This is a genomic window from Xanthobacter lutulentifluminis, from assembly GCF_043194675.2.
GTDB lineage: Bacteria > Pseudomonadota > Alphaproteobacteria > Rhizobiales > Xanthobacteraceae > Xanthobacter.
This window is the reverse complement of the sequence record NZ_CM195525.1, coordinates 1,227,605-1,249,567: the sequence shown is the minus strand read 5'-3', so window position 1 is coordinate 1,249,567 and position 21,963 is coordinate 1,227,605. Positions and strand designations below refer to the sequence as shown.

Sequence of the window (21,963 nt, the reverse complement as noted above, 5' to 3'; positions counted from 1 at the left end):
ATCTGCGGCTCCGCCATCCCTCGCCGCCCGCTGCTAGGGAGAAGGGTCGATCTGACGGGGCGACAGCCGCGCCGCCCCCATGGCGCCGGCTGCACCCCGGTGATGTGTGGCAAGACCGGGAAGGATCGGCCGCCTCGGGCGGCATGGCCTCGGGCTGCTCTCGGCCTGTTCGTGACGGTCGGTCGGGGCGCGCGGCGGCGGACGGGTGGCGGCGGCTTCCTGCCCGCGCGGCGCCAGGGCGGGCTCTGGATGGGCCGGACGCGTCCGGCTCCGTGGCCATTCACCGCCATCCGATGGGGCGATGCGGCGGGGCGCCCGGCGCCTGGATGGGCCGCCGCTCCCGCAGCCACGCCGCGCGGACGCGGGCGTGGGCCCGGGACAGGCGAGCGGCCGCCCATGGTGCCGCGGACGCCGGTGTCCCTCTCCCGCCCACGCGCGGGCATGGTCCGGGGGATGCGTGCGCCGGGCGCGCTGGTATCCGCGCTGCCCCGAAATGCTCTATCAAGGCTTCCATGAGCGATGCGGCGAGCGATCTGCCCGATCATGATCCGTCCGGGGAAGTTCCCGACCGGCCCCTGCGGCGCGGCTGGACCACGGGCACCTGCGCGGCCGGCGCGGCCAAGGCGGCGTTCGCGGCGCTGGTGACCGGTGCCTTCCCCGATCCGGTGGAGGTGGCGCTGCCCGGCGGCACCCGCCCGGCCTTCGCCCTCGCACGTCACGAGCGGACGCAGGAGAGCGCCACCGCTGGCATCGTGAAGGATGCAGGCGATGATCCCGATGTCACCCACGGCGCGCTGGTGCTGGCGACCGTGCGGCGTGGCCCGCCCGGCGCCGGCGTCACCTTCCGCGCCGGCGCGGGCGTCGGCACGGTGACGCGGCCGGGCCTGCCGGTGCCGCCGGGCGAGCCGGCCATCAATCCGGTGCCCCGGCGCATGATTGCCGAGAACATCGCCGAGGTGGCGCAGGCGGCAGGCGTTGCCGCCGACGCGGAGGTGGAGATCGCCATCGCCGATGGCGCGCGCCTGGCGCTGAAGACGCTGAACCCGCGCCTCGGCATCGTCGGAGGCCTGTCGGTGCTGGGGACCACGGGCATCGTCGTGCCCTATTCCTGCGCCGCGTGGATCCACTCCATCCATCGCGGCATCGATGTCGCCCGCGCCATGGGCCTCACCCATGTGGCGGGGGCCACCGGCGATGCTTCCGAGCGGGCGGTGCAGGCGCTGCACGGCCTGAGCGAGGTGGCGCTGATCGACATGGGCGATTTCGTCGGCGGCATGCTGAAATACATCCGCGCCCATCCGGTGGCGCAGGTGAGCGTGGCGGGCGGCGTCGCCAAGATGACCAAGCTCGCCCAGGGCCGGCTCGACCTGCACTCCAAGCGTGGCAGCGCCGATCTGCCGGCCCTCGCCGATCTTGCCCTCGCCGCCGGGGCGCAGGAGGAGCTCGCCGCCCGCATCGGCGCGGCGCACATGGTGGCCGAGGCGTTCCAGATCGCCGGCGCGGCTGGCTTTCCGCTTGGCGACGCGGTGGCGCGCGCGGCCTGGGTCACGGCCGCCCGCGCGCTCGATCGTGCCGACGTGCGGCTGGAGGTGGTCGTGTTCGACCGCGACGGCACGCTGATGGGCCGCGCGCCCTTCGCCCCGTCGCTCGCCTGACAGGCGGTTCACGTGCCGCCCCCGCGGAAGCGGCGCACATAGGCCGTGTCATAGAGCGCGCTCTCGCGGAAATCTGCGGCGGCGAGCGCCCGCCCCACGAGGATCAGCGCGGTCCGCGCGATGGGCTCGGCTGCGAGCTGCCCGGCGATGTCGCCGAGCGTGCCGGTGAGGATGTGCTCGTCGGGCCAGGAAGCCCGCGCCACCACGGCGACCGGGCAATCGGCGCCCAGCACCGGCGTCAGCTCCTCGACCACCCTGTCCAGCGCATGGATGGCGAGATGGATGGCGAGGGTGGCGCCGGTGGCGGCGAAGGCGGCGAGCCGTTCCGTCTCCGGTATGGCGGAGGCGCGGCCGGAGACGCGGGTGATGACGAGGCTCTGCGCCACCTCCGGCACGGTGAACTCGCGCTTCAGGGCCGACGCGGCGGCGGCGAAGGCGGGCACGCCGGGGGTGAGGGTGTAGGGGATGCCGCGCCGGTCGAGCCGGCGCATCTGCTCCGCCACCGCGCTGTAGACGGAGAGGTCGCCCGAATGCAGCCGCGCCACGTCCTCCCCGGCCTCGAAGGCGCGCACGTATTCCGCCTCGATGCGGTCGAGGTCGAGCGGGGCCGTATCCACCACCCGCGCGCCGGGCGGGCACCAGGCGAGCATCTCCGCCGGCACGATGGAGCCGGCATAAAGGCACACCGGGCAACGGGCGATGAGGTCGCGCCCGCGCACGGTGATGAGATCGGCCGCGCCCGGACCGGCGCCGATGAAATGGACGGTCATGTGTCCTCCCGTCGCGCCAGCGCGCAGGTGACCGGGCCGAGCGCGAGGCGCGGGCCCATGAGATGCGCCAGCGGGCCGGCCGCCGCCAGCGCCGCGGTCTCCGCCGCCGAGGGCACGCGCAGCAGCGCCACCACCCGTTCGGAACGGGTCTGCGCGCGGCTGGAGGCGGCCTCCAGCTGGGTCTGCGGCACCAGCACCAGCGGCAGGCCGAGGCGCGCCGCCGCCTCGCTGATGCCGGCCTCCCCGCCCTTCACCGCCGGCGCCGCCATCAGCGAGACGTCCATGCGGGTGAGGGCGGCGCGGGCCAGCGCGGCATCGAGGGCGGCCACCACCTCGTCAGGGCTTACCCCGCGCTTCGAGCCGATGCCGGCGACGATCATGCGCCCTCCGTGCCGCGCGGCTTCGTCCATCGCCATTGGGTGACGGGCATGGCCGGCCGCCAGCCGCTCATGCCCTTCACCGGCGCGGCGCGGGAGAGGGCGACGCGCGCCAGCTCGCCGCCGAGGCGCGCGCGGGCGTCCAGCAGGATGTGCTCGGTTTCCAGCGTCACGGCATTGGCCACCATGCGGCCGCCCTCCTTCAGCGCGGCGCGCGCGGCCTCGAACACGCCGGGCTCGCTGGCGCCGCCACCCAGGAAGATCACATCCGGCCGGGGCAGGCCCGCAAGGGCGCCGGGTGCCGCACCCTCCACCACCGTCAGGTGCGGCACGCCCAGCGCGGCGGCATTGCGGGCGATGCGGGCGGCGCGGGTGGCATCCGCCTCGATGGCGATGGCGGCAAGCGAGGGATGCGCCAGCAGCCATTCGATGGCAATCGAGCCCGCGCCCGCGCCCACGTCCCACAACAGCTCACCGCGCCGGGGGGCGAGGGCGGCGAGGGTGAGGGCGCGCATCTCCCATTTGGTGATCTGCCCGTCGTGCTCGAACAGCGCGTCCGGCAGGCCGGCGACGCACGGCAGGAGCGGGGCGTCGTCCGCCGCCTCCACCTCCAGCGCGACCACGTTCAGCGGGCCCACGTCATCGAGCGCGAAGGCGTCCGCGCGGGTGGCCCGCACCCGCTCGCAGGGCCCACCCAGCGCTTCCAGCACCGTGAGGCGGGAGGCGCCGCAGCCGTGGGCGGTGGCGAACTCAGCCACCTGTCGCGGGCCATCGCCGTCGGAGGTGAGGAGGATCAGCCGCGCGCCCGGTTGCAAAAACGGGCGCAGGCGGGCGATGGGCCGGCCATGGAGCGAGACAAGGTCCGCCTCCTGCTGCGCCCAGCCGAGGCGCGCCGCCGCCAGCGCGAAGGCGGAGGGCGCGGGGAAGGCGCGCATCTCGTGCGCCGGCACGTGGCGGGCAAGGGTGGCGCCGACGCCGTACAGGAACGGATCGCCCGAGGCGAGCACGCACACCCGCCGCCCGCGCGCGGCCAGCACGGCGTCGATGCGGAACGGGCTCGGCCAGGGATGGGCGATGCCCGTCACCAGCCCTTCGGCGAGCGCCAGATGCCGCGCGCCGCCGAACACCAGATCGGCCCCGCTCACGGCCGCGCGGGCGGCGGGGGAAAGGCCCTCCGCCCCGTCCTCGCCGATGCCGACGATGGACAGCCAGCGCCCGGCTGGGGCACTTATGCCCGGCATGACCGGCTCAACCTCTTCCGCCATGGCTCCGCGCATCCTGATCCTCGGCGGCACCACCGAGGCGCGGGCGCTCGCCGGCCGCCTCGCCGGGGATGCCGGCCTCGATGTCATTGTGTCCCTCGCCGGCCGCACCGAGAAGCCCGCGCCCCAGCCGGTGCCGGTGCGGGTCGGCGGCTTCGGCGGGCCGGAGGGGCTCGCCGCCTTTCTTGCCGCCGAGGGCATCGCCGCCGTGGTGGATGCGACCCATCCCTATGCCGCGCGCATGTCCTTCAATGCCGCCGCAGCCTGCGCCGCCGCGGGCGTGCCGCTCGTCGCCCTGCGCCGGCCGCCATGGGAGCCCGTCGCCGGTGACCGCTGGCAGGAGGTGGCGGACGTGCCGGCCGCCGTCGCCGCGCTGGGGCGCCAGCCGCGCCGCGCTTTCCTCGCCCTCGGCCGCAACGAGGTGCGCGCCTTCGAGGCGGCGCCGCAGCACGCCTATGTGGTGCGCAGCGTGGACCCGGTGGAGCCGCCGCTGGCGGTGCCGGCCGCCGCCTACGTGCTCGGGCGCGGCCCGTTCGGCGAGGCGGAGGACCGGGCGCTGCTTCAGGCCCATGGCATCGACGTGATCGTCGCCAAAAACAGCGGCGGGACGGCCACCTACGGCAAGATGGCGGCGGCCCGCGCGCTCGGCATCGCGGTGGTGCTCATCGCCCGCCCGCCGGTGCCGGACGTGCCCGTGGTCGCGCGCGTGGCCGAGGCTGAAGCGTGGGTCCGCGCCCGCGTCGCGGCCGTCCATCATGCTCCGTCCGGCGCCGGGCGCGGCGCGTCGTCGAGGGGCGCCGAGCGCGGCGAATAGACGAGGGGCGCCCGGCCGGGGCGCTCGACGATCCGCGTCTGTGCGGTGCCGATGAGGACGCAGGTGGCCATGTCCGCCTGCGCCGGGTCCGCCGCGCCGAGGCTGATGAGGACGATGCGCTCGTCCGCACGCCCGGCGGCCCGGCCGAACACCACCGGCACGTCCGCCCCCAGCACCTCCCGCAGGATCTCGAACGCCCGCCCCAGCTGCCAGGGCCGCGCCCGGCTGATGGGATTGTAGAGGGCGATGACGAAGCCGGCCTCCGCCGCCAGCCGCAGGCGCTGTTCCACCAGCGGCCAGGGCTTCAGGTAGTCGGACAGGGAGATGGCGCAGAAATCGTGCCCCAGCGGGGCGCCGCAACGCGCCGCGACCGCCAGCATGGCGGTGACGCCGGGCACCATCTGGATCTCAAGCGCGCGCCATTCCGCCGGCCCGTGCTCCACCGCCTCGCACACGGCGGCGGCCATGGCGAACACGCCGGGATCGCCGCCCGACACCATCGCCACCCGCCGCCCCTGCGCCGCCGCCGCCAGCGCCGCCCCGGCGCGGGCGATCTCCTCGCGGTTGTCGGAGGCGTGGCGCTCCTGCCCCTCTCGCTCGGGCAGGCGGGCGAGGTAGGGCGCGTAGCCGAACAGGAGGTCGGCGCGGGCTACGGCCTCGGCCGCTTCCGGCGTCATCTGCGACGGGGCGCCCGGGCCGAGCCCCACCACCCACAGGCAGCCGTGCGCGCTCTCGTCCCAGCTCATGCCGCGCGCTCCCAGCCGGGCACCAGCACGATGGAGAAATAGGGCGCGCGCTCCTCGCCGCGCTCGCACAGGGGCACCAGCGCGCAGTCGGCCATGGTGCCGCGCTCCACATAGAGCGCCCGCTCCAGCCGTCCGGCGGCGGCGAGCGCGCGGCGGATCTTCGGCAGGTTGCGCCCCACCTTCATGATGACGGCGGCATCCGCCTCCTTCAGCCGGCGCGCCAGCTCCTCTTCGTCCAGCGTGCCGGGCAGCACCATCAGCACGTCGTCGCCCTGCGCGATGGGCGCGCCCGCCTGCGACCAGCAGCCGGACATGCCGGTGACGCCGGGGATGACCCGCGTGGGAAAGCGCGGTGCGAGGCGCACGTGCAGGTGCATGTAGGAGCCGTAGAACAGCGGGTCGCCTTCGCTCAGCACCGCCACCGTGCGCCCGGCGGACAGGTGCTCGGCCACCCGTTCGGCCGAGGCGTCGTAAAAGCCGCCGATGGCGCTGCGATAGGCGGGGTCGTGCCGGTGGATCTCGGTGGTCACCGGATAGTCCAGCGCCAGCTCCACCGTGTCCGGGCGGAAATGGGCGGCGGCGATGGCGCGCGCGTGGCTCGCATTGCCCGCCTTGGCGAAGTAGCCCACGACGTCCGCCGCCGCGATGGCCTTGACCGCCTTGAGGGTGAGGAGATCGGGATCGCCGGGGCCGACGCCGACGCCGATGAGCTGCCCGGTCATAGCCCCGCCCTCGCCAGCGCGTTCACGGCCGCCGAGGTGATGGCGCTGCCGCCGAGCCGCCCGCGCACGATGGCGAACGGCACGCCGCGCGGGTCGCCCGCCAGCGCGTCCTTGGATTCCGCCGCGCCCACGAAGCCCACCGGCATGCCGAGGATGGCGGCCGGGCGGGGGGCGCCCTTGTCCAGCATCTCCAGCAGGTGGAACAGGGCGGTGGGCGCATTGCCTATGGCCACCACCGCGCCCGCGAGCCGCTCGCCCCACAGCTCGAGCGCGGCGGCCGAGCGGGTGGTGCCGAGCTGCTCCGCCAGCGCCGGCACGGCCGGATCGTTCAGGGTGCAGACCACCGCGTTGCCGGCCGGCAGGCGGGCGCGGGTGATGCCGTGGGCCACCATCTGCGCATCGCAGAAGATGGGCGCGCCGGCCTTCAGCGCCCCACGGGCGGCGGCGACGAAGCCGGGGCCGAAGACGAAATCGCGCGCCGCCTCCACGAGGCCGCAGGCGTGGATCATGCGCACCGCCACGTCCTCCTCCTCCGGCGAGAAGCGGGCGAGGTCCGCCTCGGCGCGGATGATGGCGAAGGAGCGCTCGTAGATGGCGCTGCCGTCGCGCACGTAGTCATAAGGTCGGCTCATGGAACAGGGCTCACGGGACAAGGCTGACGGGGCGAGGCTTCACAGGGCGGGGCGTTCGGGGGGCGTGGCTTCTCATGTCGGGTCATCCGGTGCGCCCGTGCCCGCCCACAGGGCCGGCAGGTCGAGGCGCCGCAGGAGCTCGCGGCCGCTTGCGCCGGGGCATCGCACGCGTGCGCCGGCGAGGACGGCGAGGCGCGCGGGCAGGTCGTCCACCGCGACGACCGGTCCCACGGCCGCGACCGCGCGGCCCTCATGCACCAGGGCGATGCCGCCGTCCATGCCTGCGAGGGTGAGGGTGGCCGGCGTCGGCCGGGCGCACCCCTTGGTGCAGGCGGACAGATGCACGCTGACCGAGCCGTCGAGGAGGCCGGCGAGGGCGGTCGCCACCTCGGCCGCCATGGCGCGGGCGGGAAAATGGGCCGAGGCGCAGGCCGGCGCGCCCGGGCAGGCCGCCACCGCCGCCCGCGGATCGCCCGCCGCCACGATGAGGCCGAGCGCGCCCGCCCGTTCGGCGAAGCCCGCGACGGCCGCAGGCCCGAGCCCGGTGACAAGGAGCACCCGCTCCGGCGCCGGCCGCAGGTCGCGCGCGCCGGCGGCGTCCGCGAGATCGGCGATGGCCTCCACCAGCTCCGCCGGCCCGGCACCGAACGGCAGGCCGATGCCGACCGCGCAGCTGCCATCGGCGAGGGGGAAGGCGCCCAGAGGCGCCGGGGGAAGACGGTCCGCGGCCGGAAGGCTTGCGGACGAAAGGCGCAGCTTGGCGGGCGCAGGCGGCACAGGCGTGCCGTCAGCCGGTGGCGCCGACCCGGAACTGTCCGAGGCAACTTCCGCCACTTCGCCCGACCGCCCGGCGCCGGACGGCCCATGGGGATGGACCGCCGCATGCTCTGCCCGCCGGAGCGCGGGCGAGGCGTGGCGGAAAGGATCCGGGGTCGGCGACGCCGCCGCTCCCTGCCCGACGCCCGGGGGAGGGACGGCGGGCGCACTCGCCGCCGCATCCGCTTCCATCCGGCAGACGGCGGGTGGAGCGGGGGTGGGGACCGCCGGCGCCGGCGCGCCGTCAGCCGGCCGCGCGGGCTCGTGGCCGCCCGAGGCGAGGTTCGCGCCCGCCAGCCCGATGCCTGACTGCCCGAGGGGATGGTCCGCTGCATGACCCATCCGCTGCACCGCGCGGGGGCCTTCCGTCGCCCGCGTGAGAGGGGACGGAGCGGGGCCGCCGTGGGCGTCGGGATCGGCGCAGGACGACGCCCCCAGCCCATGCCCGGCGTCCCGGAGAGGGATATCTGGCGCGGCCGTCGCATCCGGAAGGATGCGGGCGGAACCAGCGGCGGCGCTTTCGCCGGGTCGAGCCGGCTCGTCGACCGTGGCAGAGCAGGCATGGGCTGGAGCCGCCCCGCCCGCGCGCGGCGCCGTGGGTTGCGGGTCGGTGTGGGACGGATTTCGGCCCGCCGCCGCCGCATCGGCATGGCAGGAGCCCGAAGTAGCCGGGTCCTGCCGCGCCGCCGCCTCGCGCCCGGGGAGGACGGGCGCGGGCACCCCGGCGGGCATTTCGGCACGGGAGGGTGCGCCGGCAGCGTCCGCCGGGCGCACCGCGCCCTGCGGCGCTTCAGAAAGATGGTGCGCCGGTGCGTCCCGGTCGAGGACGGGGTGTCCTGCCGCGCGCCACCATCCCTCCGCAAGATCGCTCGCCCGCGCGCCCGGCCCGCGCGCGGCGATGGCAGCGAGGGCCTCCAGCGTGCGGGAGCATGCGGCGTCGGTGTCGAGCGCCTGCGAGTCCCCGCCGCCGATGGTCACGGACCACACGCCATCGCCCACCGCCGCCAGCCGGATGTCGGCCTTGCGCCCGTCGAGCCGGATGGCGCCGCCGCCGTCGATCACGACGGACACTTTCGGCCCGAGCCGCCCCGCCAGCGCCTCCGCCGCATCGGCGACGCGCGCGGCCAGCGGCCGGGCGTCGGCGCGCTCGGTGGGGTCGAGGCCGCTCAGCGGCGAGACATCCACCGGCAGGCCGAGGCGCGGGGCGATGCCAAGGGCGAGCACCGCCTCCTGCAGCAGGCCCACCGTTTCCGGCTTCAGCCCGCGCACCTGCAGGCTGCCGCGCGCGGTCACCTCCACCATGCCGTTGCCGAAGGCGCGCGCGGCGGCGGCCAGCCCGCGCAGCTGCGCCGGGCTGAGGGCGCCGTCCTGCGGCACGAGGCGCAGGATCAGGCCGTCGCCCGTTTCCATGGGCGCCAGGAAGGCCGGGCAGGCGCCGCGGCGGGTGGGCGGGATCGGGCCGGACGGAACGGGGGCGGGGAAAACCGGGCTCATTCCGCCGCCTCCCGCGCGCTGTCGGCCTCGGCGTTGAGGGCGTCGAGATCGGCGTCGAGATCGTTGCGCCGGGCGTGCCAGAGGCCGCGCCGGCGGGCATCGGCGAGGCGGCGGGCGATGGCGCGCGCCGCGTCCGGATTGTGGGCGAGGAGGAAGGCACGCACCTGCGGGTCCGCCACATAGGCGGCGTGGATGCGGTCGAGCAGCGCCGCCGGCACCTGACCGGTGGTCTCGGCGAAGGCGACAAGCCGGTCCACGGTCTCGGCGAATTCCGCCGCGCCGCGCGGACCGTGCCGCATCTGGCCGCTGATGAACACCTGCGAGACCCGCCCGTGCACCAGCCGCGCCAGAGCCTCGGCGAGAGGGCGGGCGCGGGGGCGGTCGGGGTCGCTGGTGTCGAGGACCACCAAATGGGCAGCGCGACCCAGCGCGGCGCCGGCCGCCGCGAAGCCGCCGATGAAGGCGGCATCCTCGCTGCCGTCCAGCAGGTCGCGGGCGGCATCGTCGGCGCCATGCACCAGCGCGTCGGCGGTGGCGAGCCGGGCGGCGAACTGGCCGGGAGCCGGGCGGGCGGCGCCGTCCGGCCCGCCATAGGCGTGGGAGGCGGCCTCCAGATAGGCGCGGCCGAGCTCGGCGCGCTCCGTGAAGGCGCCGCGCTGCAGCTGGGCCTCGATGCCCGCGCCATAGGCCCCCGGCGCCGAGCCGAACAGGCGGTTCAGGTCCTCGCCCCGGCGGCGGGCGGCGGCCAGCGGGTTCTCCGCATCCTCCTCCTCGCGCGCCGCCACCGCGCGCACGGCGGCATCCAGAAGCGCGATCTGGGCCGGGAAGAGGTCGCGGAACAGGCCGGAGATGCGGAAGGTCACGTCGATGCGCGGGCGGCCGAGCACGGCGGGGGGTAGCACCTCGATGCCGGTGATGCGTCCGGTGGCGGCCTCCCACACCGGCCGGCAGCCGAGGAAGGCGAGGCCCTGCGCCATCTCCTCCCCGCCGGTGCGCAGGCTGGCGCTGCCCCACAGGTCCAGCACCAGCGCGCGCGGCCAGTCGCCATGCTCCTGGAGCAGGAGGCGCAGGGCCTCGTCGGCGGCCTTGCGGGCGAGGTCGCAGGCGGTGGGGGTGGGCAGGGTGCGCGGATCGGCGGTGTAGAGGTTGCGCCCGGTGGGCAGCACGTCGCGCCGCCCCCGCGCCGGGGCGCCCGCGGGCCCCGCGGGCACGAAACGGCCGTCGAGGGCGGTGAGGAGCGCGCGCGTCTCCGCATCGGCGCTGGCGCGGCGCGCGGGGTCGGCCTCGTCCGAGGGCGCATGGCCGAAGACGTGCAGGCCGTCCTTCACCGCCAGGTCCTTCAGGTCGCACAGCCAGGCATCGATGCGGCGCAGCGCCTCGTCGGGGTCTGTGCCGGCCGAAACGCCGGCGGTGGCGGCAAGGCCGGTCTCGGCGGCGCTCTCCACGATGAGGGCGGCGAGGCGTTCGCGGCGGCGGCGGTCGAGGCCGTCGGCCTGGGCATATTCATCCACCAGCCGCTCCAGCCGCTGCTCGGCCTCTGAAAGGCCTGCGGCGGCGAGCGGCGGCGGCAGGTGGCCGATGGTGACGGCGGCGAGCCGGCGCTTGGCCTGCGCCGCCTCGCCGGGGTTGGAGACGATGAAGGGATAGGCCACCGGCAGCGCCCCCATCACCGCCTGCGGGAAGCACGCCGGGGTGAGGGCGACGGCCTTGCCCGGCAGCCATTCCAGCGTGCCGTGGGCGCCCAGATGCACCACCGCATGGGCACCGAACGTCATGCGCAGCCACAGGCCGAAGGCGATGAGCGCGTGGCGCGGCGGGAGGGTCGCATCGTGATAGTCGGCGCGGCGATCGAGGGCCGCGCCGCGATCGGGGGCGAAGGCGACGGCGATATTGCCGAACCGCGCGAGGCGGAAGCGAAAGGCGCCGTCCGCCATCGCGCCATCCGCAACGTCGCGGTCGTCCTCCGGCGCGCCCCATGCGGCGCTCACCGCCGCCCGCGTGGCCTCCGGCAGGCCGGCGAACAGGTCGCGGTAGACGTCGAGGGGCAGAGCGGGGCAGGGGGCGATGGCGGCGAGCAGCGCGGCGGCGTCGGCGGGCGGGGTACCCGTGCTGTAGCCCGCCTCCTGCAGTGTCGCCAGGAGGCGGCAGGCGCTCTGCGGCACGTCGAGCCCCACCGCGTAGCCGCTGCGGCCCTCGGCGCCGGGATAGTCCGGCAGCAGCACGCAGAGGTGGCGGTCGGCGCGGGGCGTCGCGGCCAGACGGGCGAGGGCGGCGGCGCGATCCGCCACATGCGCCACCGCGTCGGGTTCCGGCCGGTTGAGGGCGGGCGTGAAGGCGAGATCGGCGTCGGCGTCTGCCAGATCCTTGAAGGAAATGGCGCCGGCAAGCACCCGGCCGTCCAGCTCGGGCAGCACCACGTGCATGGCGAGGTCGGCGGCGGAGAGGCCGCGCGGGCTCGCCGCCCAGGCGGCGCGGGCGGTGGTGGCGATGGCCGCCTGCAGCACCGGCGGCCCGCCGGCCGGGAACAGCTCCTGCGCCTCCCCAGCAGCGAAGGCGGTGGTGGTGAGGACGACGGCGGGATCGCACCCGGCCAGCGCCGCACGCACGGCCGCACGGCCCTCCGGCGCCTTCAGGCTGGGCACCAGCAGGGTGACGGGGGCCATGCCCCGCTGCTCGAGCGCGATCGCCAAGGCGTCCACGGCGGCGGTGTCGGCCGCCAGCCACTGGGAGCGATAGAGCAGGATGAGCGCCTTCGGCCGGGCCTCGGCGCGGCATGCGGCGTGGATGGCGGCCGCCTCGGCGAGGTCGGCGCCCGGCCGGTAATAGGCGACGGCCGGCACCGGGCGCGGCGCGGGAATCTCGCCATCCGCGCCATGCCCGGCGACGCGGGCCATGCGCCGCAGCAGCGCCGTCATGTTGTCCGGCCCGCCGGCGCGGAAATAGCCAAGCCAGTCCGAAAGCTCGCCGGCGGGCACGGTGGAGAGGGCGGCGAGGCGCGGGTCGTCCTGATCCTCGCCGGGCAGGAGCGCGAGAGCGATGCCCCGCGCCCGCGCCAGCGCCGCCAATTGCTCGGCGCCATAGCGCCACCAGTCGAGCCCGCCCAGCTGGCGCACCAGCACCACCTTCGCCCGCGCCGCCACCTTCTCCAGCCACAGGTCCACCGACATGGGGTGGGCGAGATCCTTCAGCCGGGCGAGGCGCAGGCTGGGTGGGGTCGGCTGCGCGCGGGAGAGGACGCGCCAGGCGCCGGCGAGGCCGTTGAGGTCGCTGTCGGTGAAGGAGAGCGTCACCATGTCGCCGGGCGGCTGGGCGAGATCGACCGGCTCGGCCAGATCCTCCAGGCTCGTCGATGTGGTGGCGAGGATGTGCATGGCGGGTGCCGGTCTCAGCCGAGGATGGCGCGTTCCACGGCGGCGCGGTCGAAGCCCTTGAGCCCGATCACCACCAATGCCCCGCGCCGCTCCTCGTGCGTGCCCCACGGCCGGTCGAAATGGTGCGACACCCGCGGGCCGACACCCTGCACCAGCAGCCGCAGGGGCTTGCCGGCGACGGCGGCGAAGCCCTTCACGCGCAGCACGTCCGGCGTCTCGGCGGCGGCGGAGACGCGCGCCGCCAGCGCGGCGGGATCGGCGATCTCCGGCAAGGGCAGGACGATGCTCTCGAACTCGTCGTGATCGTGGTCTTCCTCGTCGTCGTGATGGGTGCGGCGGGCGTCGATCGCGTCCTCCGTGCCGATGCCGAGGCCCAGCAGCACCGCCGGGTCCACCCGTCCGGCGCTGGCCCGCACCAGCTTCACCGCGCGCGGCAGCGCGCCGGCCACCGCCTGTTCCGCGGCCACAAGGCCGGCCGCGTCCAGAAGATCGCTCTTGGCCAGCACCACGAGATCGGCGCAGGCGATCTGGTCCTCGAACACCTCTTCCACCGGGTCGTCATGGTCGAGGCCGGCGTCGCCGGCGCGCTGGGCGTCCAGCGCCGCGAGGTCCGGGGCGACGCGGCCCTCGGCCAGCGCCGGGCCGTCGACCACCGTCACCACGCCGTCCACCGTCACGCGGCCCTTGATGGCCGGCCATTGGAACGCCTGCACCAGCGGCTTGGGCAAAGCGAGGCCGGAGGTCTCGATCAGGATGTGGTCCACTTTCGGCGCGCGGGCGAGGATCTGGTCCAGCGCCGGCACGAAATCGTCCGCCACCGTGCAGCACAGGCAGCCGTTGGCGAGCTCGACGATGGAGGTCTCGTCGCAGCTCTCGATGCCGCAGCCCTTCAGGATCTCCCCGTCGATGCCCACGTCGCCGAACTCGTTGACGATCACCGCGAGGCGCCTGCCGCCGGCATTTTCCAGCAGGTGGCGGATGAGGGTGGTCTTCCCGGCGCCGAGGAAGCCGGTGACGATGGTGCAAGGCACGCGGGCGAGGGACATCACATTTCCTCGGTGAAGGTGAGCGGGGGAATGCGGGCGACCATGCCGCGCTTCAGGCTGTCGGGCCGGCCGCGCCAGGGCATCACGCCCTCGGGCGCATCGGCGAGCAGGCGGGCACCGGCGATGAGGTCCGCTGCGGCGCCGGGGGTGAGATCGCCGAACACGTAGGTCCAGCCGTCGGGGCGGACGATGGCGGCGGAGAGCGCGCGCTTGCAATTGGCAAGGCAGCGCACCGCCTTCACCGCCACCCCGTCCGGGCAGGCGGTGGTGGCGGCCTCGGCGAGCAGGGCGCCGCCCGCGAGAGCTGCGGTATCGGCGTTGGACGCGCGGCAGGTGGTGCAGATGAAGATGGTGGCGGCCGGCGCGGCGGGCGCAGCGTTGGTGGGCGCAGGTGCGGCCTCGGCCTCCGCGGGGGAAGGGGCAGTCTGGGGAAGGTCGCCTCGCTCCACCGGCCGAATCCACGGGTGCGAAGGCCGCCCGCGCTGCGCGGGCTTCAAAGGGACGCAGAACCGGAGCACCCCGCCCGGCGCGGACCTCGTCGAAGGCAGGTCTCCTGGCTCGCGGATCAATGCCCCTGCCGCCTTCCCGGACGCCGCGAGAGCATCCAGTGGCGTCTGGCAGAGGCTCACCGCCGACAGTTGCGGGGGCAGCCGCGGCATTGGAGGAGAACCTCCGCACCGCATTCCCTTTTACGCCCGTGTGGGACCACGGGACCTTCGACGCCGCCACTAAAGGGATGGCGGCGGCCGTTGTCAAATGGCGCGGGTCGCGCCCGCATGCCCAGTCCGCGCGCGACCGGGACCGGGCACGGCCCGCGGCGGCGCTGCGGAGCGCGGTACGTTGCGCAGGCCTTGGGGGTGCCGACGTTCCGACGGCTCGGCGCAGATGCCGGCGCTTGAGGGCGATTGCGCCGGGGCGCTCCCGCCGCCGGCGACGCGGGCCGGGGGCGACGCGTCCCGCGCCCTCGTGTCGGCGGCGGTGCCTGTCCGGCGGGCAACCTTGGCCGGTCGACGCGATCCGTGAGGGGGGAGCGCATCGTCCGGCAGACGTTGCGCTCCCGTCCCCGGGTCGCTGCTAGGCCCGCTGCCCCGTCACATAGGCCCGCCAGCCGCCGAGGGCGGTGATCTCCTCGGCGCGCTCCACCGCATGGGCCTCGCACAGGAAGCCGGGGACCTCCGAGCCGTCCTCCAGCTTCAGCTTGCCGATGCCCAGCGGCGCCGGGATGCGGGCGACGAAGCGGCCGAAGGCGGCGGGGTCGAGCGCCCACACCTCCACCTCCAGCCCCGGGCCGGAAAAGCCAGGCTGGCGCACCACGCCCGGCTTCTGGGGCGTGGTGTCGGGCAGGACGAACAGGCGGTAGTCCGGGGCCGTGCGGCAGCGCTTCACCAGCACGCCGCCGGCTCCGGTCAGCTCGGGATTGAGGGGCATGCCCGAAAGGTGCGCGCCTACCACGGCGATAGGCACGGCCTCTGCGGAAACCTGCGACGGCGCGGCGCCGCTGAGCGGTCGATCCAGCGTCATTTTATCCTCCCTCACAAGGCTTCGAGCACGGCGACCACATCGCCGGAACGCACGGTGCGGCCGGGGGCGGCGCGGATCTCGCGGACCCGTCCCGCGGCATGGGCGGTGATGGAAATCTCCATCTTCATGCTCTCGATGATGGCGATGGTGGCGCCGGCCTCCACCACGCTCTCCTCCTCCACCAGCACCTTCCAGACGTTGCCCGGCACGTTGGCGGAGACGCCGAAGCAGCCGTCCGGCACCTCGCCCTCGCCCAGCACCGCGCCGCCGTCGTCGGCGACGAACGAGTCCAGCCCCTCCGCCTTCCAGCGCGCCCGCTCCGCCTCGAAGGCGGCCTGCTGGCGGGCCTTGCCGGCGGCGATCTCGCCCGCATTGGCGGCGAGGTTCGCGGCGTAGTCGGCGTAGGAGAAGCGGCTGTCCTCGATCCGCACCGGATAGGCCCCGTGAGGGAAGGCGTCGCGCGCCTCCATCAGCTCCTGGTGGGAGACCGGGAAGAAGCGGATCTCGTCGAAGAAGCGCAGCAGCCACGGATTGTCGCGGAAGGCCGGCGTGGAGCGCCATGTGTTCCACATCTGGATGGTGCGGCCGAACAGCTGGTAGCCGCCCGGCCCCTCCATGCCATAGATGCACATGTAGGCGCCGCCGATGCCCACCGCATTCTCCGGCGTCCAGGTGCGGGCCGGGTTGTACTTGGTGGTGACGAGGCGGTGACGCGGATCGATGGGGGTCGCCACCGGCGCGCCGAGATAGACATCGCCGAGGCCGAGCACCTGATAGCTCGCGCCGAAGATGATGTCCTTCACCGCCTGCTCGTCCTCCAGCCCGTTGATGCGGCGGATGAACTCGATGTTGTCCGGACACCACGGCGCATTGGCCCGCACCAGCTCCTGGTACTTGCGCATGGCGAGCTCCGCCTGCGGGTCGTTCCAGGAAAGCGGCAGATGGACGATGCGGCTCGGCACCACCACGTCCTCGGCCGCCGGCAGGCCTTTCTCGATCTCCGCGAGGGCATCAAGCAGCTTCACGCGGGGCAGGCTGGCCCCGTCGTAGTGGATCTGCAGGGAGCGGATGCCGGGGGTGAGGTCGATGAGGCCGGGCAGCTTCGCTTGGCTCACCGCCTCGGCCATGAGGTGCGCGCGCAGGCGCAGCGCCACGTCGAGGTGCATGTCGCCGAACTCGACGAGCAGATTGTCATCGCCCTGCCGGCGGTAGACCACGCGCACCGGCCCGTCCTCGTGGATGGCGAGGATGGGAGAGGAGGTCTCCTCCGGGGCGCCGACGATGGCCGGGCCGGCGATGGGGTCTTCCGGCCGGGGCAGGGGGATGAAGCGCACGCGGTCGCCGGGCTTCAGCTGGCCCATCTTCCACTGCTCGTCGCGGGCGATCACCGCCGGGCAGACGAAGCCGCCCAGCGAGGGGCCGTCCGGGCCGAGGATGATGGGCATGTCGCCGGTGAAGTCGATGGCGCCGATGGCGTAGGCGTTGTCGTGCAGGTTGGAGGGGTGCAGCCCCGCCTCCCCGCCGTCCGTGCGCGCCCAGCGGGGCGTCGGGCCGACAAGGCGCACGCCGGTGCGGGCGCTGTTGAAATGGACTTCATAGGTGGCCGAGAACAGGTCGGCGATGTCGGCGTCCTGGAAGAAGTCCGGGGCGCCGTGGGGGCCGTAGAGCACGCCGATCTGCCAGTCGCGGGTGAGCGGGGCGGGGGCGGGGATCTCGGCGGCCGGGGCGGTGGGACGCGCGGCCTTGGGAGCGAGATGGAGCGCGTCGCCCGCCTTCAGCGTGCCGGTGGCATGGCCGCCGAACTGGCCGAGCGCGAAGGTCGCCCGCGAGCCCAGCACCTCCGGCGCCTGGAAAGCTCCTGCAACGGCGAGATAGGCCCGCTGGCCCGGGCCATCGATGGCGCCGATGGCCAGCGTCTGGCCCGCCTTCACGGGGAAGGCGGCATCGTGCGGCACAGGCGCGCCGTCGAGCTTGGCAGGCATCAGGGCGCCGGAGAGGGCGACCGTCGCATCGTCGTGGAAGCGCAGGGTGGGGCCGTTGACCGTCATCTCCAGCGCGCAGGCGGTCTGCGCATTGCCCACCAGCGCGTTGGCACGGCGGAAGGAATGCTCGTCCATGGGGCCGGACGGCGGCACGCCCACGTGCCACAGGTTCAGCCGCCCGGGCAGCTCCTGAAGGCTCGACTGGGCGCCGGGGACGATGACTTCCACGCTCGTGGGGCGGAAGGCGAAATCCTTCAGCGCGGTCGTCGCCACCTTGCCGGAGGCGAGGAGGTCGGACGCGGCGATGGCCGAGAGGTACTGGAGATTCGTCTCGATGCCGCAGATGGAGGTTTCGCCGAGCGCCTTCTGCAGCGCGGCGATGGCCCCGACGCGATCGTCCGCCTTCACGATCACCTTGGCGAGCATGGGATCGTAATAGGGCGTCACCTCCGTGCCGGTCTCGATCCAGCCGTCGATGCGCGCCCAGTCCGGGAACTTCACTTCGGTGAGCAGGCCGGCGGAGGGCTGGAAGTTGGCGTGCGGGATTTCCGCATAGACGCGCACCTCCATGGCCGCGCCCTTCGGCGCGAGCGGGCCGGCGGCGGCGATGGGGTCTTCGCCCGCCGCCTGGCGGATCATCCATTCCACGAGATCGATGCCGAACACCGCCTCGGTGACGGGGTGCTCCACCTGCAGGCGGGTGTTCACCTCGAGGAAATAGAATTCCTGCCGCGCCGGGTCGTAGATGAACTCCACGGTGCCGGCGCTCTCGTACTTCACGCTCTGGCCCAGCTGAACGGCGGCCGCGTGCAGGCGGGCGCGGACGGCCTCGGACAGGAGGGGGGCGGGGGTCTCCTCCACCACCTTCTGGTTCCGCCGCTGGAGCGAGCAGTCGCGCTCGCCCAGCGCCACGACCTTGCCCTTGCCGTCGCCGAAGATCTGCACCTCCACGTGGCGCGCATCGGCCACGAAGCGCTCCAGATAGACGCGGGCATCGCCGAACGAGGCGCGGGCCGTGCGCTGGACGCGCTCGAACACGTCCTTCAGCTCGTCCGGCGTATGGCACAGCTGCATGCCGATGCCGCCGCCGCCGGCGGTGGACTTCAGCATCACCGGATAGGTGATGGCCTCAGCCGCCTTCAGCGCCTCCTCGGCGCTGTCGAGGAGGTCGGTGCCCGGCAGCAGCGGCACGCCGGAGGCTTTCGCCAGCTCGCGCGCGGTGTGCTTGAGGCCGAAGGCTTCCAGATGCTCGGGCTTCGGCCCGATGAAGGCGATGCCTTCCTCCGCAAGCCGCCGGGCGAAGCGCACGTTCTCGGACAGGAAGCCGTAGCCGGGATGCACCGCCTGCGCCCCCGTCGCCTTGCAGGCGGCGATGACGGCATCGACGTTCAGATAGCTCTCGGCGGCCGGCGCCGGGCCGAGGTGCACGGCCTCGTCCGCCTCCAGCACGCCGCGGGTGAAGCGGTCGGCGTCCGAATGCACGGCCACGGAGCTGATGCCCATGGCGCGCGCGGTACGGATCACCCGCCGCGCGATCTCGCCGCGGTTGGCGATGAGGATCTTCGAGAACATCTCAATCCTCCGCGCCGAACACGAGCACCTGGATGGGCGTCGGGTTGAAGCCGTTGCAGGGATTGTTGATCTGTGGGCAGTTGGAGATGACGAGGAGCACGTCCATCTCCGCCTTGAGCTCCACATAGTCGCCGGGGCCGGAGATGCCGTCGACGATGGCGAGTTGCCCGGTGGGCTCCACCGGCACGTTCATGAAGAAGTTGATGTTGGGCACGATGTCCCGCTTCGTCATGCCGTGCTTCGACACCTCGATGACGAAATTCTCGCGGCAGGCGTGCAGATACTTCACCTGATGGCCGAAGCGCACCGTGTTCGCCTCGCACGAGCAGGCGCCCGCGGATGTATCGTGGCGGCCGCAGGTGTCGGCGGTCACGGTCGCCATCACGTTGCCCTCGGTGGAGATCAGCCTGGTGCCGGTGGAGACATAGGCCGAGCCCTGCACCCGCAGCGTATCCTGCGAGGAATAGCGCTCGGAAAAGTCATCGGCCTTGTAGAACAGCGTATCCACCGCCTGCTGGCCTTCGAGATCGACGATGCGCACGCTCTCGCCGGCCTTCACGAGGCAGGAGAAGGGGGCGTTGGCGGGCACAAAGTAATCGCGCAGAGCAGAAGACGCATCGCGGACGGGAGAAGCAAAGAACCGGGTCATGAAAGCCTCCCTCAGCGCGCGTTGTTCTCGAAGCCGCGGACGGCCTCGATGGTGGCGGTGCGGCAGAGATCATCCGCGGCCGGGGCGGGCGCCTTGAAGCGGATGGCTTCCACCGGGGGCGGGGCATAATCCGGCGCCGGATCAAGCGGATGCGGGCAGTTGGAGAGGGCGACGATCAGGTCCATCTCCGCCCGCAGGTCCACGAAATCGCCGGTCTGGCGGGCGTCCTCGATCCAGCGGAAATTGCCGTCCGCGTCCGTGCGCACGGGGGCGAAGAAGGTGAGGGCGGGGGGAATGTCGCGCTTGTCGAGGCCGAGCTTCAGCGCTTCCAGAATGAAGTTGTCGCGCGTGTTGCGCAGCACGGTGTCGCCATAGCGGGCGCGGTTGGAGGCGGGGGTGGAGCCGCCCACCAGCGCGTCGTGCATGCCGGTGGTGTCCTCGATGAGGGAGAACATCACCCGCCCCATGTCGGAGAACAGCACGCGGCCTTTTCCGAGCGCGGAGGTCCACTGCACCTTCACCGTGTCGGCATAGTTGAGCCGCTCGGAGGCGTCGGCCGCCGACCAAGCGATCATCGAGACCGCCGCCGGCCCGTGGGCCAGATGGATGCGCAGCGCCTCGCCGGCCTTGAGCGGCGTGGACCAGTACCAGCCGCCGGGGATGGTCTCGGTGTGGAGCGCCGCGCCCTCGGGCAAAAGCGTGCCGCGCGGCGTCGCGCCGGGCAGGGCCTTGGGCGCATGCTGCTGGCCGGCGGCCTTCAGCTCCTCGTAGCGGCGCCTGTTCTCTTCGATGAACTTCTGGGTTTCGACGCTGACGGTCATGGCTTTTCTCCTCAAGCCGTCTTCAGCGCCGGGTCGTCCCGGCCGGTGCCCGAGGAAATGGCCGGGTCGTCCCGGCCGGGGGCGGTGGATTTCAGCTTCATCTGGCCCGCGATCCTTTTGGGCCAGACCTCGATGTCCTTGGCGATGGTGGCGCCGTAGCGGGCCTTCTCCTCCGGCCGGTTGCGGCGGCGCTCGAAGGCGATGATGCGGGTGGCCAGCGTGAAGGCTTCCTTCAGGTCGTGGGTCACCATCACCACCGTCATCTCGCAGGTGTTCCACAGCTTCAGCATGAGCTGGTGGATGTCGGCGCGGATGCCGGGATCGAGCGCGCCGAACGGCTCGTCCAAGAGCAGGATCTTCGGCTTGCGCATGATGGCCTGCGCCAGCGCGAGGCGCTGCTGCATGCCGCCGGAGAGGGCGGCGGGATACTTGCCCTCGGCCCCCTTGAGGCCGACCTCCTCGATGAGGGCGCGCGCCTCCTCCTCCACCGCCCGGCGGCGGGCGCCGAACAGGCGTCCGGTCAGGGGCGCCTCGGCCATCTCGGCGGCGAGCACCACGTTGCCCAGCACGGTGAGGTGCGGGAACACGGAATAGCGCTGGAACACCACGCCCCGGTCGGCGCCCGGCTCGGGGGCGATGGGCTTGCCGTCGATCAGCACCTCGCCGCGCGTCACTGTCTCTTCGGAGAGGAGGATGCGCAGGAAGGTGGTCTTGCCGCAGCCGGAGGGGCCGACGAGGGCCATGAAGGAGCGCGGCGCGAAATCGAGGCAGATGTCCTCGAGCACGATCTGCTCGCCGTATTCCTTCCACAGGTGATTGACGCTGATGGCGGTCATTTCGCGCCTCCGAACCAGGGGAAGAGGGCGCGGCGGGCGCGGGCCAGCGCGAAGTCGAGGAACACCGCGATGAGGGTGATCCAGGCCACGTAGGGCAGGATCACATCCATGGCGAGATAGCGCCGCACCAGGAAGATGCGGTAGCCGAGGCCACTGTCCGAGGCGATGGCCTCGGCCGCGATGAGGAACAGGAAGGCCGGGCCCAGCGAGAGCCGCAGCGCATCCATGAGGCGGGGCAGGATCTGCGGCAGCACCACCCGCAGCGCCATCTGCCAGGTGGAGGCGCCCAGCGTCTGCGCCTTGATCATCTGCTCGCGCGGCAGCTCCTCCACCCGCATGGCGAGGTCGCGCACGAGGTAGGGCGTGATGCCGATGGCGATCAGCGCGATCTTCGATTCCTCGCCCAGCCCCATGACGATGAACAGGATGGGCAGCAGCGCCAGCGGCGGCACCATGGAGACCATGGCGATGAAGGGCGCGAGGAGGGAGCGCACCAGCGGCAGCATGCCCACCAGCACGCCGATCACCAGCGCCACCGCGGTGGAGATGGCGAGCGCGGCCAGCAGGCGCTCCATGCTGGCGAGCGTGTCGGCCCACAAGAGGTAGTCGCCGGTGCGCGGATCGGCGGTGAAGGCAACCTTCACGATGGCCGCGCCGAGCGAGGACAGGCTGGGCAGCAGCTTGTCGTCGGGGTTCGCCGCAAGCCGCTCGGCGGATCCGAGCAGATAGGCGAGCACGGTGAGACCGAACGGCAGGATGGCGAGGAACAGCGCCGTTCCCCGATCCGGCCTGACATTGATGAGGCGCATAAGCGCTGCTCCTGAAGGGTGGAGGAAGGCGGGCGGGTTTGACGGCCGCCCGGCCCGGAGACGGGCCC

General features: G+C 73.6%; 17 protein-coding genes, 1 pseudogene and 1 riboswitch. Of the genes and pseudogenes, 2 read left to right on the top strand and 16 right to left on the bottom strand.

The genetic code is table 11. The features are described 5' to 3' along the window. Window positions 1–512 precede the first annotated feature (512 nt). Window positions 513–1,655, top strand: coding sequence for a cobalt-precorrin-5B (C(1))-methyltransferase (locus V5F49_RS05680; protein ID WP_394116060.1), 1,143 nt, complete (start codon window positions 513–515; stop codon window positions 1,653–1,655). Between the two features lie 8 nt (window positions 1,656–1,663). Here V5F49_RS05680 and cobM read toward each other — a convergent pair whose 3' ends face one another. From cobM to cbiE, 3 genes are read right to left on the bottom strand one after another with little or no spacing between them, the layout of a single operon-like run. Then, window positions 1,664–2,425: a precorrin-4 C(11)-methyltransferase gene (gene cobM / locus V5F49_RS05675; RefSeq protein WP_394116061.1), complete on the bottom strand. Its 762-nt coding sequence runs from the start codon at window positions 2,423–2,425 to the stop codon at window positions 1,664–1,666. Continuing rightward, window positions 2,422–2,805, bottom strand: coding sequence for a cobalamin biosynthesis protein (locus V5F49_RS05670; RefSeq protein WP_394116062.1), 384 nt, complete (start codon window positions 2,803–2,805; stop codon window positions 2,422–2,424). The genes cobM and V5F49_RS05670 overlap by 4 nt, the downstream gene beginning before the upstream one ends. Further along, entirely contained in the window at window positions 2,802–4,067 is a 1,266-nt protein-coding gene (gene cbiE, locus V5F49_RS05665) for a precorrin-6y C5,15-methyltransferase (decarboxylating) subunit CbiE (RefSeq protein WP_394116063.1), read from the bottom strand. Before cbiE ends, V5F49_RS05670 begins: the two co-directional genes overlap by 4 nt. Between cbiE and V5F49_RS05660 the strand changes: the two genes are divergently transcribed. Next, a complete protein-coding gene (locus V5F49_RS05660) occupies window positions 4,066–4,878 on the top strand; it encodes a cobalt-precorrin-6A reductase (RefSeq protein ID WP_394116064.1) in 813 nt (270 codons plus the stop codon). The genes cbiE and V5F49_RS05660 overlap by 2 nt on opposite strands. Here the strand turns inward: V5F49_RS05660 and V5F49_RS05655 are convergent. The 13 genes and pseudogenes from V5F49_RS05655 to V5F49_RS05595 form a co-directional block, all read right to left on the bottom strand. Further along, window positions 4,818–5,624, bottom strand: coding sequence for a precorrin-3B C(17)-methyltransferase (locus V5F49_RS05655; protein ID WP_394116065.1), 807 nt, complete (start codon window positions 5,622–5,624; stop codon window positions 4,818–4,820). The genes V5F49_RS05660 and V5F49_RS05655 overlap by 61 nt on opposite strands. Further along, a complete protein-coding gene (locus V5F49_RS05650) occupies window positions 5,621–6,346 on the bottom strand; it encodes a precorrin-2 C(20)-methyltransferase (RefSeq protein ID WP_394116066.1) in 726 nt (241 codons plus the stop codon). Before V5F49_RS05650 ends, V5F49_RS05655 begins: the two co-directional genes overlap by 4 nt. Then, a complete protein-coding gene (locus V5F49_RS05645) occupies window positions 6,343–6,978 on the bottom strand; it encodes a precorrin-8X methylmutase (protein ID WP_394116067.1) in 636 nt (211 codons plus the stop codon). The genes V5F49_RS05650 and V5F49_RS05645 overlap by 4 nt, the downstream gene beginning before the upstream one ends. Before the next feature lie 72 nt (window positions 6,979–7,050). After that, window positions 7,051–9,288, bottom strand: coding sequence for a ferredoxin-like domain-containing protein (locus tag V5F49_RS05640; protein ID WP_394116068.1), 2,238 nt, complete (start codon window positions 9,286–9,288; stop codon window positions 7,051–7,053). After that, complete coding sequence (cobN, locus tag V5F49_RS05635) at window positions 9,285–12,659, bottom strand: cobaltochelatase subunit CobN (protein WP_394116069.1); 3,375 nt, start codon at window positions 12,657–12,659, stop codon at window positions 9,285–9,287. Before cobN ends, V5F49_RS05640 begins: the two co-directional genes overlap by 4 nt. Before the next feature lie 14 nt (window positions 12,660–12,673). Further along, window positions 12,674–13,705 (bottom strand): cobalamin biosynthesis protein CobW, encoded by a 1,032-nt coding sequence (gene cobW, locus V5F49_RS05630; RefSeq protein WP_394116070.1) that lies wholly within the window; start codon window positions 13,703–13,705, stop codon window positions 12,674–12,676. Further along, window positions 13,705–14,154, bottom strand: a complete 450-nt coding sequence (locus V5F49_RS05625) for a DUF1636 family protein (RefSeq protein WP_394116071.1) — start codon at window positions 14,152–14,154, stop codon at window positions 13,705–13,707. Before V5F49_RS05625 ends, cobW begins: the two co-directional genes overlap by 1 nt. 77 nt (window positions 14,155–14,231) lie before the next feature. After that, window positions 14,232–14,438: riboswitch (cobalamin riboswitch) on the bottom strand. 341 nt (window positions 14,439–14,779) lie between these two features. After that, a pseudogene (locus V5F49_RS05620) lies at window positions 14,780–15,169 on the bottom strand (allophanate hydrolase-related protein); the annotation flags it as partial. A 68-nt stretch (window positions 15,170–15,237) separates the two neighbouring features. Beyond that, complete coding sequence (uca, locus tag V5F49_RS05615) at window positions 15,238–18,780, bottom strand: urea carboxylase (RefSeq protein WP_394116072.1); 3,543 nt, start codon at window positions 18,778–18,780, stop codon at window positions 15,238–15,240. Window position 18,781: 1 nt separating this feature from the next. Next, entirely contained in the window at window positions 18,782–19,429 is a 648-nt protein-coding gene (locus V5F49_RS05610) for an urea amidolyase associated protein UAAP2 (RefSeq protein WP_394116073.1), read from the bottom strand. A gap of 11 nt (window positions 19,430–19,440) precedes the next feature. Continuing rightward, the gene (locus V5F49_RS05605) at window positions 19,441–20,250 is read right to left on the bottom strand and encodes an urea amidolyase associated protein UAAP1 (protein ID WP_394116074.1); all 810 of its coding nucleotides are present in this window, start codon (window positions 20,248–20,250) and stop codon (window positions 19,441–19,443) included. 11 nt (window positions 20,251–20,261) lie between these two features. Beyond that, on the bottom strand, window positions 20,262–21,086 hold the full coding sequence (locus V5F49_RS05600; RefSeq protein ID WP_394116075.1) for an ABC transporter ATP-binding protein: 825 nt from the start codon (window positions 21,084–21,086) through the stop codon (window positions 20,262–20,264). After that, window positions 21,083–21,895: an ABC transporter permease gene (locus tag V5F49_RS05595; protein WP_394116076.1), complete on the bottom strand. Its 813-nt coding sequence runs from the start codon at window positions 21,893–21,895 to the stop codon at window positions 21,083–21,085. The genes V5F49_RS05600 and V5F49_RS05595 overlap by 4 nt, the downstream gene beginning before the upstream one ends. Between the last annotated feature and the right edge of the window lie 68 nt (window positions 21,896–21,963).

Bases quoted from the DNA above. Each gene is read 5' to 3' on its own strand.
- uca (WP_394116072.1), bottom strand. From the start codon at position 18,780: ATGTTCTCGAAGATCCTCATCGCCAACCGCGGCGAGATCGCGCGGCGG.
- V5F49_RS05600 (WP_394116075.1), bottom strand. From the start codon at position 21,086: ATGACCGCCATCAGCGTCAATCACCTGTGGAAGGAATACGGCGAGCAG.
- V5F49_RS05660 (WP_394116064.1), top strand. From the start codon at position 4,066: ATGGCTCCGCGCATCCTGATCCTCGGCGGCACCACCGAGGCGCGGGCG.
- V5F49_RS05610 (WP_394116073.1), bottom strand. From the start codon at position 19,429: ATGACCCGGTTCTTTGCTTCTCCCGTCCGCGATGCGTCTTCTGCTCTG.
- cobM (WP_394116061.1), bottom strand. From the start codon at position 2,425: ATGACCGTCCATTTCATCGGCGCCGGTCCGGGCGCGGCCGATCTCATC.
- cobW (WP_394116070.1), bottom strand. From the start codon at position 13,705: ATGTCCCTCGCCCGCGTGCCTTGCACCATCGTCACCGGCTTCCTCGGC.
- V5F49_RS05640 (WP_394116068.1), bottom strand. From the start codon at position 9,288: ATGAGCCCGGTTTTCCCCGCCCCCGTTCCGTCCGGCCCGATCCCGCCC.
- V5F49_RS05680 (WP_394116060.1), top strand. From the start codon at position 513: ATGAGCGATGCGGCGAGCGATCTGCCCGATCATGATCCGTCCGGGGAA.
- V5F49_RS05670 (WP_394116062.1), bottom strand. From the start codon at position 2,805: ATGATCGTCGCCGGCATCGGCTCGAAGCGCGGGGTAAGCCCTGACGAG.
- V5F49_RS05595 (WP_394116076.1), bottom strand. From the start codon at position 21,895: ATGCGCCTCATCAATGTCAGGCCGGATCGGGGAACGGCGCTGTTCCTC.
- V5F49_RS05655 (WP_394116065.1), bottom strand. From the start codon at position 5,624: ATGAGCTGGGACGAGAGCGCGCACGGCTGCCTGTGGGTGGTGGGGCTC.
- V5F49_RS05605 (WP_394116074.1), bottom strand. From the start codon at position 20,250: ATGACCGTCAGCGTCGAAACCCAGAAGTTCATCGAAGAGAACAGGCGC.
- cobN (WP_394116069.1), bottom strand. From the start codon at position 12,659: ATGCACATCCTCGCCACCACATCGACGAGCCTGGAGGATCTGGCCGAG.
- V5F49_RS05650 (WP_394116066.1), bottom strand. From the start codon at position 6,346: ATGACCGGGCAGCTCATCGGCGTCGGCGTCGGCCCCGGCGATCCCGAT.
- V5F49_RS05645 (WP_394116067.1), bottom strand. From the start codon at position 6,978: ATGAGCCGACCTTATGACTACGTGCGCGACGGCAGCGCCATCTACGAG.
- cbiE (WP_394116063.1), bottom strand. From the start codon at position 4,067: ATGGCGGAAGAGGTTGAGCCGGTCATGCCGGGCATAAGTGCCCCAGCC.